This is a genomic window from Enterococcus cecorum (assembly GCF_052119425.1).
Taxonomy (GTDB): domain Bacteria; phylum Bacillota; class Bacilli; order Lactobacillales; family Enterococcaceae; genus Enterococcus_E; species Enterococcus_E cecorum_C.
Genome location: NZ_JBQKFH010000034.1, coordinates 15,093 through 27,769, shown reverse-complemented (window position 1 = coordinate 27,769; position 12,677 = coordinate 15,093). Strand labels below are relative to the sequence as shown.

The 12,677-nt window shown below is 34.0% G+C and carries 12 protein-coding genes; 7 read left to right on the top strand and 5 right to left on the bottom strand.

All coding sequences use genetic code 11. From position 1 onward, the window contains the following. Window positions 1-138: 138 nt before the first annotated feature. The gene (locus ACTQZM_RS09110) at window positions 139-705 is read right to left on the bottom strand and encodes a hypothetical protein (protein ID WP_441653563.1); all 567 of its coding nucleotides are present in this window, start codon (window positions 703-705) and stop codon (window positions 139-141) included. A 718-nt stretch (window positions 706-1,423) separates the two neighbouring features. On the opposite strand from ACTQZM_RS09110, the gene ACTQZM_RS09105 reads away from it, so the two are divergent. After that, entirely contained in the window at window positions 1,424-1,924 is a 501-nt protein-coding gene (locus ACTQZM_RS09105) for a sigma-70 family RNA polymerase sigma factor (protein ID WP_441653562.1), read from the top strand. Between the two features lie 52 nt (window positions 1,925-1,976). Here the strand turns inward: ACTQZM_RS09105 and ACTQZM_RS09100 are convergent, their stop codons facing one another. Then, window positions 1,977-2,726 carry a DeoR/GlpR family DNA-binding transcription regulator gene (locus ACTQZM_RS09100; protein ID WP_248625339.1) on the bottom strand — a complete coding sequence of 250 codons (750 nt, stop codon included), beginning with the start codon at window positions 2,724-2,726 and terminating at the stop codon, window positions 1,977-1,979. A gap of 224 nt (window positions 2,727-2,950) precedes the next feature. On the opposite strand from ACTQZM_RS09100, the gene ACTQZM_RS09095 reads away from it, so the two are divergent. Genes ACTQZM_RS09095 through ACTQZM_RS09075 form a run of 5 tightly spaced genes read left to right on the top strand, consistent with a single transcriptional unit; the run spans window position 2,951 to window position 7,246 of the window. Continuing rightward, window positions 2,951-3,646 carry a ribulose-phosphate 3-epimerase gene (locus ACTQZM_RS09095; RefSeq protein WP_248625337.1) on the top strand — a complete coding sequence of 232 codons (696 nt, stop codon included), beginning with the start codon at window positions 2,951-2,953 and terminating at the stop codon, window positions 3,644-3,646. Beyond that, window positions 3,643-4,200: a 6-phospho-3-hexuloisomerase gene (gene hxlB, locus ACTQZM_RS09090; protein WP_441653561.1), complete on the top strand. Its 558-nt coding sequence runs from the start codon at window positions 3,643-3,645 to the stop codon at window positions 4,198-4,200. Before ACTQZM_RS09095 ends, hxlB begins: the two co-directional genes overlap by 4 nt. 9 nt (window positions 4,201-4,209) lie before the next feature. After that, entirely contained in the window at window positions 4,210-5,373 is a 1,164-nt protein-coding gene (locus ACTQZM_RS09085) for a mannitol-1-phosphate 5-dehydrogenase (RefSeq protein WP_287852646.1), read from the top strand. After that, window positions 5,363-5,800 (top strand): PTS sugar transporter subunit IIA, encoded by a 438-nt coding sequence (locus tag ACTQZM_RS09080; protein WP_441653560.1) that lies wholly within the window; start codon window positions 5,363-5,365, stop codon window positions 5,798-5,800. The genes ACTQZM_RS09085 and ACTQZM_RS09080 overlap by 11 nt, the downstream gene beginning before the upstream one ends. A 15-nt stretch (window positions 5,801-5,815) precedes the next feature. Beyond that, a complete protein-coding gene (locus ACTQZM_RS09075) occupies window positions 5,816-7,246 on the top strand; it encodes a PTS mannitol transporter subunit IICB (RefSeq protein ID WP_441653559.1) in 1,431 nt (476 codons plus the stop codon). 178 nt (window positions 7,247-7,424) lie between these two features. On the opposite strand, the gene ACTQZM_RS09070 is transcribed toward ACTQZM_RS09075, so the two are convergent. Continuing rightward, window positions 7,425-7,727, bottom strand: coding sequence for a hypothetical protein (locus ACTQZM_RS09070; RefSeq protein ID WP_441653558.1), 303 nt, complete (start codon window positions 7,725-7,727; stop codon window positions 7,425-7,427). A gap of 479 nt (window positions 7,728-8,206) precedes the next feature. Between ACTQZM_RS09070 and ACTQZM_RS09065 the strand changes: the two genes are divergently transcribed. After that, window positions 8,207-10,198 (top strand): peptide ABC transporter substrate-binding protein, encoded by a 1,992-nt coding sequence (locus ACTQZM_RS09065; RefSeq protein ID WP_441653557.1) that lies wholly within the window; start codon window positions 8,207-8,209, stop codon window positions 10,196-10,198. Between the two features lie 80 nt (window positions 10,199-10,278). Here the strand turns inward: ACTQZM_RS09065 and ACTQZM_RS09060 are convergent, their stop codons facing one another. Together ACTQZM_RS09060 and ACTQZM_RS09055 are read right to left on the bottom strand one after the other, a co-directional pair. Next, the gene (locus ACTQZM_RS09060) at window positions 10,279-11,328 is read right to left on the bottom strand and encodes a glycosyltransferase family 4 protein (protein ID WP_441653556.1); all 1,050 of its coding nucleotides are present in this window, start codon (window positions 11,326-11,328) and stop codon (window positions 10,279-10,281) included. A 156-nt stretch (window positions 11,329-11,484) separates the two neighbouring features. After that, the gene (locus tag ACTQZM_RS09055; RefSeq protein ID WP_441653555.1) at window positions 11,485-12,501 is read right to left on the bottom strand and encodes a branched-chain amino acid aminotransferase; all 1,017 of its coding nucleotides are present in this window, start codon (window positions 12,499-12,501) and stop codon (window positions 11,485-11,487) included. Window positions 12,502-12,677: the final 176 nt, after the last annotated feature.

Sequence of the window (12,677 nt, the reverse complement as noted above, 5' to 3'; positions counted from 1 at the left end):
TCAGGTAAAATACCTTTACGATACATTTCCACACATTTTCTTTTGTACTCATAGCTGTAGCGCATAAAAATACCCTCCTTACTGTTTGTCCAGTAAAGAGGGTACATATCAAAAAGGTATGGGTCTTTTTTGTGAAGGTTAGTCTAATACTTTGCTGATAGTTGGTGGCGAGAAGAAAAAGCTCATCACTGGATTGGTAAAGCGAAATGAAATCCGCGAAACGGTATGGGAAGCCATCTGCAAGGTTTGCTTTTCTTCAACAGTCATTAAACGCTGAAATGTTTCAGGATGATTGAATAATTCAGGGACCAATTGAATATTGATTTGGATAAAGTGAAAACGAATAGCTAGATAAATGCCAATGAGTAAGATGAGATTGATTATCGGGTGTCCATTTGTCATGAGTAGGGCTTGTTTATATGGATCAGCTATGGTATTAAAAGGCGAGAGTAAAATCAGTGCCACGAAATTCGTCATATAAACTAATGATACGACACTGTCTTGGGTGGTCATTAAAAACAATTCGTACAAGAGGACAGATGCCAAATATATGATGCTAACTGTCTGGTACCATGAAGTCACAGTGAAGAGATATTCTTGTGGTAGATATTGCTTAGTAATAGCTTCTAGTCCTAATACCAAAATTCCTGCTAACCAAATTTGGGATAAAAAGATGAAGAAAAAATAGCGTCTCAAGAGTTTCATTGACATCATCCTTTCAATTTTATGACTTATCTATTTTATCACTAATGACTAAAAAAATCATTGGTAAAATGAATATTTTGTTGAAGTTAATAATATTCTTATATATTTTATTTTATTCTATCTAATTGATAAGGAATAGTTTGTTTTAGAAAACGATAACCATATATATTTTAATTATGAGAAAACATTTCTATTTATACAAGTCGAAAATTTCTGAGTTATTGAGAATTTCATTATTCATTAGATTCAATAAAATACTAATTATTAAAAGATAAAATATTTTTGTTGATAAATTATTTAATTTATTTATATTATTGATAATAACAATGATTTTTTAGATATAGAATATCATTATGTATTTTTAAAAACAGCGATGGATTTTTTTTATTTGTAGGTAGTAAATAGGGATTAAGTAAACAGATATTATTTAAAAAGAAGGGGTTTTCATAACTTGTAAAGTATGTATATAATAATACTGTCATTTTTATGTGAAAAAAATATAAAATAGTTACTTTGTGGATTATTGTTGGCTTTTGTTCTTTTAAAAAGAGCTTATTCATCATTAATAGAAAAATTGAAAAAAAGTTTATGGAATTTTTTGACATTTTACTTTTTGAAATCGTTATTATAGATGAAAGCAAAAATGTTTTGAAATTTCACCAACAGATATGCCGGCTAATCTAGATGGGGGGATGGATGCACAATAAGGAGTGAGGAAATGAATGATAAAAGTTTAGGTAAACCATTTGTAAGTGATGTCATCAGAAAATATGAGGCGCTGGAGCGAAAAGTGCTTTGGAATTTGCATATTTATCCGACGCATAATCAATATGACGATTACTTTCAAGAGGTTTGCATCGCCTTATGGAAGCTGGCATGTGAATATGATTCTCTAGAGGAGTTTGAGTTGCATTGTCCGTTACCTTATATCTATCAGCATTTGAAATGGCGGATTTTGGATTGTATCCGTCATGAGAAGACCTTACATGAAGATGCTTGTGAGGATGAGCAATTATTTTCTTTTATTGAGTCTTTGAGTTTTGAGGATGATTCGGATTTTCATCTTTATTTGGATAAATTTTGTGAAGAACTATCAGATAAACATCAAAAATATTTAAATTGTCTCTTGGCAAAAAATCAAGGTTCGCGCCAAAATCGGTCGTACTATCGCAAAAAATTACGGCCGGTTTTTCAGGAATTTTTCAAAAAGCAAGGATAAACCAACAACAGCCTACTCGATACTGCTCGGATAGGCTGTTTTGATTGTTTAGTTAATCAATTAAAATGATATTTTTTTGATTGTATGCTCTTTTTATTTTAGAAGGGATATTTTCAGAGATGAGTACACTTAAATCCTCAACAGGTCCGACAATGGCGTTGCTAACTGTCTCAAACTTATCATTAGTTATCATACCTAATACTTCACTTGAAATTTTACACATTTGTCGCTTTATTTCAGCTTCGGGGACTGTTGGTACACTTGTTCCATTTTCTAGATCAATGTTATAAATTCCCATTATATATAAATCTGCTCTTAAATGTTCAAGCTCCTTATAAGTCTGTACCCCTACATTGATCATAGATTGCTTATAAAATTGGCCACCTATGTTGATAACGTCGATATTCTTAAAATTTGCTAGTTCCATAGCAATAGGTGGACTGTTTGTAATGATTGTGGCTTTGAAGTCTGTAGGAATTGACTGTACTAAAGATAAATTAGTGGTACTACCATCGATGATAATGACACTATTCTCTTTTAAAAAAGGCAATGCTTTACTTGCAAGATTTTTCTTTTTATCCGTATTAAGATTTTGGCGATATGAAAAATCTGTAACTGGTGGTCCTACATTAATAGCGCCACTATGCACTCTTTTTAATAAGTGTTGTGTGTCTAACTCTCTTAAATCTCTCCGAATAGTATCTTCTGAAACTGATAATCGTTGACTTAAATCACTGGCTATTACTTTTTGTTCTACAGCGAGTATTTCTAAAATTTTTTTTTGACGTTCTTCTTTTAACATACATCCTTCACCCCAATTATCATTTTCTCATTTATGCTTTATTTTGTCAAAAGCAATCTAAAAAAACACTTATACGCGCATAAACGTGCAAGAAAAATAATTATATTTGCGTTCTTATGCTTGACTTTATGAAATGTAACGATTACAATGTGTTTGTAAATTAGAAAAAGTGATTGCGCAATTCAATTTCTAATATGCAAAATAATTAGTAGGAAGTGGTTCTTTTGGTTAGTCGTATTACATTATCACCTTCCATTATGTGTGCCGACTTAGTTAATTTAGAAAAAGAAGTAAAAAAACTGGAAGATGCAGGATTAGATACTCTACATATTGATGTGATTGATGGAAGTTTTAGTCCTAGCATGCCTTTGGGGATAGAGACAATTAAGCGGCTTCGTGAAGTGACTGATATGAACTTTGATGTCCATATAATGTCAGTGAATAATGAATATTTTATTCAGGAAATGTTGAAAATTGGTGTACAAAGCATTACTTTCCATTTTGAGACAAGTTTGCATATTGATCGTTATATTCAATTAATTAAACAATCTGATACAAAGGTAGGAATTGCATTAAATCCAGCAACTTCACTTAATGTATTAGATTATATCTTACCTCAAGTTGATTTAGTTTGCTTAATGTTAATCAATCCTGGGTTTGCTACGAATAAGAATGAAAAACAAGTTGCATATGCTTTGACAAAAATAAATGAATTGAATCAAAAAATTAAAGGTTCGAATCTAGATGTTGATATACAGGTTGATGGTAGAGTTTCAACAGATACGATTGCTAATCTAGTTCAAGCTGGTGCAACAAATCTTGTTTTAGGTAGTACTAGTTTATTTAAAAAAGGATTCACTTTAGAAGAAAACGTTAAATCAGTTTTATCTGAAGTTGAGAAAGGGATTGGTAGCAAATGACATATCAAGAATCACACAGACAAATTATCAAGGAATTATCAAATACTTTAGATAGTGTTTCAGAAGAACAAGTATCAAAATTTATTAAACTAATTGAAAATGCAGATAAAGTATTCTTTGTAGGTGTAGGAAGAGTGTTGTTATCTTTGGAAGCAATTGCGAAAAGATTAGCTCATTTGGGTGTTCGTACTTATGTTGTTGGTCAAATTACTGAGCCAGCAATTACTGAAAAAGATTTATTAATTGTTGGTTCGGGTAGTGGTGAAAGTGCTGTTCCTTTGGCAATTGCAAAAAAGGCTAAAAAGTTCAATGCAAAAGTAGCTCATATCGGATCAAATCCTAATAGCAGCATGAAAGAGTTTAGTGATTTGTTTGTCAGAATTCCCGTACAAACAAAACTATATTTGCCTGATGAAATTTCTTCAGTCCAACCAATGACAAGTTTATTTGAACAAGCGCTACTGTTATTAGGTGACACAATTGCACTTCAAATGGTTAAAGAAAAAAATATTGATATGAAAGACTTATGGCAATATCATGCAAATTTAGAGTAGGTGAGGATTTTGAAACTTGCAGTTCATTTTGGCGCTGGAAATATTGGTCGAGGTTTTATTGGTAAAGTACTTTGCGAAAGTGGGTATCAAGTTGTTTTTGTTGATTTAAATGAAAACGTTATCCAACAGGTAAATGAAGACCATTCATATCCAGTTGAAATATTAGATAATCCTAAGAGAATTGAGCTTGTAACTAATGTTTCGGCTTTAAACTTGATGAAAGAAAAGAAAGAAATCTTTGATGCTATCATTGATGCAGATATTATCACTACATCAGTTGGAATTCAAAATTTTGAATCTATTAGTAAATTTCTAAGAGAAGCACTGGTAAATCGAGCAAATTATAAATCTGCTAAAATAAATATTTTGGCAAATGAAAATGCAATCAATGCTAGCTCTAAATTAAAGGATTTAATTTATTCATGTTTAGGAGATGGAGATAAGCGGTTGTTTGATCAAAATTATCGATTTGTTAATACTGCAATCGATCGTCAGTCGCTTTCTAGAATAGAGAATGAAAAGAGTATAGCAGTTGTTGAACCTTATTTTGAGTGGCTAATTGATGGAAGTTCATGGTACGGTGAAGAAAACAAAATTGATGGTGCAACATATGTAGATGATCTAAAGCCATTCATTGAAAGAAAACTATATCTTGTAAATGGAGCTCATGCAGCAATTGCTTATCTAGCAAACCTAAGCCATTATCAAACAGTACAAAATGCGTTAAATGATGAACACATTGTTAATACAGTGAATGGTTTTTTAGACGAAAATTTGATTTATTTTGTGGAAAATTATCAGATGGATAGAAAGGATCTAGAAGAATTTGTAGAAAAAACACTACGCAGATTTTCTAATCCACAATTATCTGATGATGTATCTAGAGTAGGAAGATCACCTATTCGAAAACTTGGTATGAATGAGCGGATTGTGACCGTGCCGAATTGGTTGTCTATACATGAATACCCTGTACAATTTGGAGTAAAAGTTATTGCAGCTGCATATTGCTTTAAGAATGAAAATGACGAAGAAGCAAAATTATTACAGGAAGATATTCATAGTAATGGTGTTTCATCAGCTATTGATAAATATTCAGGTATTGATTTAAAATTAAAAACAAAAGTAGTAAAGCAAATAGAATTGTATAAAGGGGACTTTGAAGATGTTAAGTGATTATTTAAAAGATAATATTCAATTTGTTTCAGATGTCTCCGATTGGAAAGAAGCCATAAATTTAGCTGCACAACCTCTATTGAAGGCGGATATTATAGAAAAATCTTATATAGATGCAATGATTAACAATGTCATTGAAAATGGTAGCTATATTATTATACTACCAAATATTGCAATGCCTCATGCTAGATTTGAATACGGAAGTCATGGTATAGGGATAAGTTTCCTGAACTTATCTAAGCCTGTCGTATTTCCTAATGGAGATTCTGTTTACCAATTTTTTGTTCTAGCAGCAAATTCATCAGATGGACATTTAGAGTTGATTTCTGAGTTAGCAATGTTACTAAGCGATGTGGATATATACAATAAAATATTAAAAGTTCATACAAAAGAGGAATTAATAAATATCATAGAAGAAAATGAATAGAAGGGAATGTATAATATGGAAATGTCTCAAAAAGATAAAAAATCCAATGCTAGAGCAAAAGTCCAGGCATTTGGTGGATTTTTGACTAATATGGTTTTGCCTAATATTGGTGCATTCATTGCTTGGGGGATTGTAACGGCTTTATTTATTCCAAAGGGTTGGATTCCAAATAAGGAATTTAATCAACTAGTAAGCCCAACTATTACTTATTTGTTACCTCTACTATTAGCATATAGTGGTGGACGAATGGTTGGAGGACAACGTGGAGCTGTATTAGGGACAATTGGTACTATTGGTTTAATTATCGGTTCAGATATTCCAATGTTTATGGGCGCAATGATTGTTGGGCCACTTGGCGGATGGATTATGAAAAAAACTGATAAATTCTTAGAAGACAAGATTCCTGCTGGTTTTGAAATGGTCATTAACAACTTTACAATTGGAATTATTGGTTTTGTATTGATGTTGTTTTCTTTCAAAATAATAGGTCCAACAATTCAAGTTGCAAATGAATTTGTTACGAATGCGATTGAAGCGTTGGTATCTACTGGATTCTTACCTTTACTTTCATTGATTAATGAACCTGCAAAAGTACTATTCTTAAATAACGTAATTGATCAAGGGGTATATTATCCACTTGGTATGCAACAAACACTACAATCAGGTAAATCTATTTATTTCATGGTAGCTTCAAACCCTGGACCTGGTCTAGGATTATTATTGGCATATTCTTTCTTTGGTAAACGTGCTGCTAAAAGAACGGCTCCAGGTGCGATCATTATTCACTTTTTCGGTGGTATTCATGAACTTTACTTCCCTTATGTTTTAATGAAACCGATTACTATTTTAGGTATGATTGCGGGTGCTATGACTGGTATTGCTACATTCCAGTTATTTAATGTTGGTTTAGTAGCAGGTCCAAGTCCAGGTTCAATCTTTGCATATTTAGCTTTAACACCAAAAGGTAATTTCCTAGGTGTAATTGCCGGTGTAACAACCGCAGCACTTGTTTCTTTCTTAGTTACTTCGGTTATATTAAAAGCTGATAAGTCTACAGATGATGACGATGACGCATTAACATTAGCAACAGAAAAATCAAAAGCAATGAAAAAAGAAGGTAAGGATATCTTAAACAATACAAATGATGTTCAAAATAAATCTTATCATAAAATTTCATTTGCTTGTGATGCCGGTATGGGTAGCAGTGCGTTAGGAGCAACAACCTTTAGAACAAAACTGAAAAAAGCTGGTATTCAAGACGTTGAGGTTAAGAATTATCGCATTGAAGAAGTTCCGGAAGATAGTGATATTATTGTTGTTCATCAAGATTTATTTGATAGAACCAAACAAGCGCATCCAAATACAAGAATTGTTACGTTAAAAAATTATTTACAAGATCCTGTTATTGATGAATTAGCTAATGAAGTAATTGAGCATAAAAAATAATACGATGTAATAATACTGAAACGAATACTCAACATTAATCATTAACTTGAGTATTCGTTTCTTTTTTTATTATACTTTATATGTGGTTTTCATTACAGAGGCAGATATAAAATATTTACGATACTTTCTCAACTTTTTCGAGGTATTGGCTGCGCTCTTCAAAGAGTTGGTAAAGTTTTTACTTACCAAGCGTGCCTTGTAGATTTTCGGCTTCTTCGTATAAAGATAGAATCTGATCGCAAGTCTGGATACTTAGAATTTGTTCGATTTGGTGCGCTTCTTTGGCGTTGACCGGTGCTTGATTCGCTCTTTGTCGTTTTTGATTCCGCAATGCAATCAAATCTCGTGTGTTTTGCTGAATCTTGGGTGACAGATAAGCATGACAACGTTGGATAATTGCTTTTTTGCCATCGCCTTGTCGATGGGCGAGGATGAAGCACTTGATGGTTGTTGAGTGCGGGATGGTAAATTTTTGATACATGTTTCTTTTCCTTTCAAATTCCTACCTGAGAAGTATAATACAAGAATATTCGTTCGGTCAAGCTGTAAGATTAAAATGATTTTAGTTGTTACTTTCATAAGAGGAGGCAATTGAAGCATCATGTTTTTTGACAGTTGAGGAAAAATACCGCTGAATTTTCTACCCATAAAAGAATAGATAATGAGTTAAATTTTAATAATTAATATCCTGTTTATGAGAATAAAAGGCGTGCTGATATCTGTACACGTGCTAGTTATCTAACAAATTTACCTTAAAAATTAAAACGATTATGATAACTTAATGAGAATATAGAAAGCGCATAAAATATTATTATATTGAATTTTCTAAATATTTTTAATAACTAGATATTATTCATTTTTGTTGACTTTTAGAAAACATAAAATTATAATTTTCTTAAGTAATCTTAATGATGAAAATGCTTTATCGCGTAATTGAGAATATGAAAGGGGAACGAAGCGATGAACAATAAAATGAAAAAAGTAGTTGTTCCTGCACTTTTGCTTAGCTCAACTGTTTTGTTAGCTGCATGTGGTTCAGGTGACAAAAAATCAAGTAGTGGGGAGAATGGTTCTACTTATAACTATGTGTATACCACAGATATTAATAGTTTAGACTATACTTTCTCTGCTCGTAATACCAACTCAGATCACTTCACCAACTTTGTGGATGGCTTGTTTGAAAATGACCAATATGGGAACTTAAAACCAGCTTTAGCCAAATCTTGGGAAGTGAGTGAAGATGGTTTAACTTACACTTACCATTTACGTAAAGGTGTGAAATGGGTAGACAATGAAGGCAACGACTATGATGAAGTGAGAGCACAAGACTTCGTAACTGCGTTAAAACATGCGGTTGAAGTGAAATCTGAAATGCTTTATGTCGTTCAAGGTAGTATCAAAGGATTGGATGACTACATTAAAGGGAATACCAAAGACTTTGCTTCAGTAGGTGTGAAAGCAGTCGATGATTACACGTTACAATATACCTTAGCGAAACCTGAAACATTTTGGAATTCTAAATTGACTTATGGAATCATGTATCCAATTAATGAAGAATTCTTAAAATCAAAAGGCAAAGATTTCGGTCAACCTAGCGCCGATAGCATCCTTTATAATGGTGCTTATATCTTAGTAAACAATACTGCTAAATCTGTTATTGAATATCGCAAAAATGATAGCTATTGGGATAAAAAACATGTATATATCGATAATGTGAAATTTACTTACTATGATGGTAGTAACCCAGATTCATTATTTAAAGAATTTGACCAAGGCAACTATTCAATGGCTCGTGTTTTCCCTAACTCAGGTGGCTATAAAGATGTGGAAGCAAAATATGGCGATAATGTCTTCTACTCTCAACCAATGGGAACCACTTATAATGTAACCTTTAACTTAGATCGTCAATCATACAATGCGACATCTAAGAAAACCGATCAAGAAAAAGCAGATACGAAAAAAGCTATCTTGAATAAGAATTTCCGTTTAGCGATGGAATTTGCCTTAAATAAAGCTGACTACTTAGCGCAAAACGTTGGTAAATCTGGCTCTGAAAAAGGTATCCGCAATATCTTAACGCCTTCTGAATTCGTAATGGTAGGCGATAAGACATACGGTGAAGTGGTTCAAGAAAAATTACGTGCCTTAGATCCTGAAACTTTTGGCGATGTGAAATTAGCTGATGGTCAAGAAGGTTGGTATAACGTGGGTAAAGCTAAAGCATTGTTTGCTAAAGCGAAATCTGAATTAGAAGCGCAAGGGGTGAAATTCCCAATTCATTTAGACTTACCACAAGCAGAAACTTCAGAAATGTTAGTCAACCAAGCGAAATCATTGAAACACTCTGTTGAAAGTGCATTAGGTAGCGACAATGTAGTGATCGATATTAAATTATTAAATGATGATGCTTATAATGCGGCAACTTATCAAGCAACCACAGCAGCTGCACAAGACTTTGATATTTCGACTGCTTCTGGTTGGGGACCTGACTATCAAGATCCATCAAGTTATCTAGATATTTATGATTCACGTACAGGTGCCCAATTGCAAAACTTAGGTCTAGAACCATCTGAAATTGCTAAAGATAATCCATCGGCAGCAGTTGTAAAAGAAATTGGTTTAACAGAATATGATGCCTTATTGGATAAAGCTGATGCCATCACAGCCAATGACCAAATCGAAAAACGTTATGAAGCTTATGCCGACGCTGAAGCATGGTTAGCTGCCAATGCTTTACAAATTCCAGTGCAAGCATTTGGTGCAACGCCTCGTGTATCTAAAGAAGTGCCATTTACTCGTCAATTCAGCTGGGTTGGTCTAGCAAATCAAAAATATAAAAACTTGAAATTACAAGGCGATGCAGTCACAACCAAACAATATGATAAAGCTTTGAAAGATTGGGAAGCGAAAAAGGTTGAAACTGCAAAAGAAAATACGAGCAACCAAAAATAATTGATTGTGTCCTAACCACTCATCCTAAATTTAGGGTGGGTGGTTTTTTGCGTATAAAAAAACTTCCAAATTTGTATTGTTTACAAAGGTGGAAGTTCGTTGATTTCTTGATTTTCTAAGAGGCCGGTATAGTATTTGTACCACATTTGCGCCACATGGTCTTCTGAATAAAACTGGGCCGCTTGTTTGGATTTTTCAATGTAAGGTAGTAACTTTTCGCGATGTTGATAGTAGTCGTTAAGCTTGGCATGCATTTCATTCACATCACGTGTCTCAATATATTTATCTGCAATCACTGCATCATAGAGGTCTAATTTACGCAACATCACCGGCAAATGGCAGTTGAAACTTTCCAAAATACTCATTGGGAAAAGCTCATTAAAAGAAGGTAGCAAGAACAAATCTGCCAAATTATAATAATCATTAATCTGATCACGGTCGACAATGCCAGTGAATTTCAGATTGGCAGGTGGTTCATTGACGATTTTTTTGTACTTGTCATAGCCATCGGTAATCATCCCAAATGAAAAGCCACCGACCCAGATAAATTGAATATGTGGGTTATCGATAGCAAGCTGGATAAAATCATCGACACCTTTACGCTCTTGAATCTGGCCAATCCCAAGCACGATAAAATCATTTGCTTGGTAGCCTAACTCTTGGCGGAAACTTTGCTTAGTCTTTGCTTCTTGTGGATAAAAGGTTTGACTAGATACGAAGTTAGGAATATAAGTAATTTTTTCGCGATTTAATCCAAAACGTACTAAATCATCGATAAAGCTAGGATTCACAACTACTAATTGGTCCATCCGCTTGTAAAAAGAAGTCACATACCAATTGACAATTGCTTGAAGGGGGCGGAGTAATTTGATACTACCTTGTAAGGTTTCTGGTAAAAAATGCACATAACCCACACGCACGCCACGAGTTTTCCTTAAAAAAGTAGAAAGATAAAAGAGTGGATCGATGGTATGGTAATGTGAAATATCAGAGGCTTGATAATTGTTGATACGAATGATAAATTCATCGCTAAATCTTTTTTCTAGCATATTTATCAGCTCACGGTAAGCACTAGCCACTCCTTGACCTTTGACTTTTTCCGCTGAAGAGAACATATTTATGCGAATCAAACTCTTTTTACCTCTTTTCTGTATTCATAAATTTACTATACTGATTTTGTGTGCGTTTTGTCAACTAGACTTTAGACCTAGATGATATTTGTAAAAAAATTGTTATAAAAAAGATTGGCTGTGCGTGACAACCAATCTTTCAAGCGTTATTTGATTTTATTCGACGACAAAAATCCATCCTTCAGGCGCTTTTTTATCACCAAATTGGATACCAGTTAATTCATCATATAAGGCTTTAGTCACTGGTCCGACTTCGGTTTCGCTATAAAAGACATGGAAGTTATCTTTATATTGGATCCCACCGATTGGAGAGATAACGGCGGCAGTTCCACAGGCACCCGCTTCAGCAAATTGATCTAATTCATCAATTTTAACTGTCCCTTCAATGGCTTCTAATCCTAAGCGTTCTTTTGCCAAGTATAATAGGGAGTACTTGGTGATACTTGGTAAGATAGAAGGAGATTTTGGCGTGATAAATTTGTTATCTTTTGTAATCCCAAAGAAGTTTGCTGAGCCGACTTCTTCAATCTTGGTATGGGTTTCTGGATCTAGGTAAATACAGTCTGAATACTTATGATCATGGGCGTCTTTACCTGGTAATAAACTTGCGGCATAGTTTCCACCGACTTTAGCAGCACCCGTTCCTTGAGGGGCAGCCCGGTCATATTCAGAAACGATGAAGTTCGTAGGGGTCAAGCCACCTTTGAAGTAAGGTCCAACAGGCATACAAAATACGGTGAAAATGTATTCTGGTGCAGGACTGACTCCGATACTATCACCGACACCGATTAATAGAGGACGGATGTATAAAGTAGCCCCTGTGCCATAAGGGGGGACAAAATCTTCATTGGCTTTCACCACTTGTTTAATAGCGTTAATAAAAGTTTCTTCAGGAATAGTTGGCATCAATAAGCGAGTTGCACTACGATTGAGACGTTTAGCATTTTCATCGACCCGGAAGAGATTAATCTTGCCATCTTTGCGTCGATAAGCCTTCAAACCTTCAAAACATTGTTGGCCGTAGTGTAAGGCCGCTGAAGCTTCACTGATTTGTAACGTGCTATCTTCGGTCAATTCTCCTTTACTCCATTGACCGTCTTTCCAATACATACGATAGCGCCAAGGAGTCTTAATATAGTTAAATCCAAGGTTATTCCAATCAATTGTTGTCATTTCAATCACTCCATTTTTTATTTTTCACCAGCTCGTAAAAGGCAACCTAAACCTAACCAACCTTTTACTCACTAGTACAGAGCTAACAAAACTCTAGATGACTAACAGTATAGCACTTTGAATAAAGGTTGTGAAGTGGGTTGAACAGCTACGAGCGGATAAGGTTTGTCCACCAC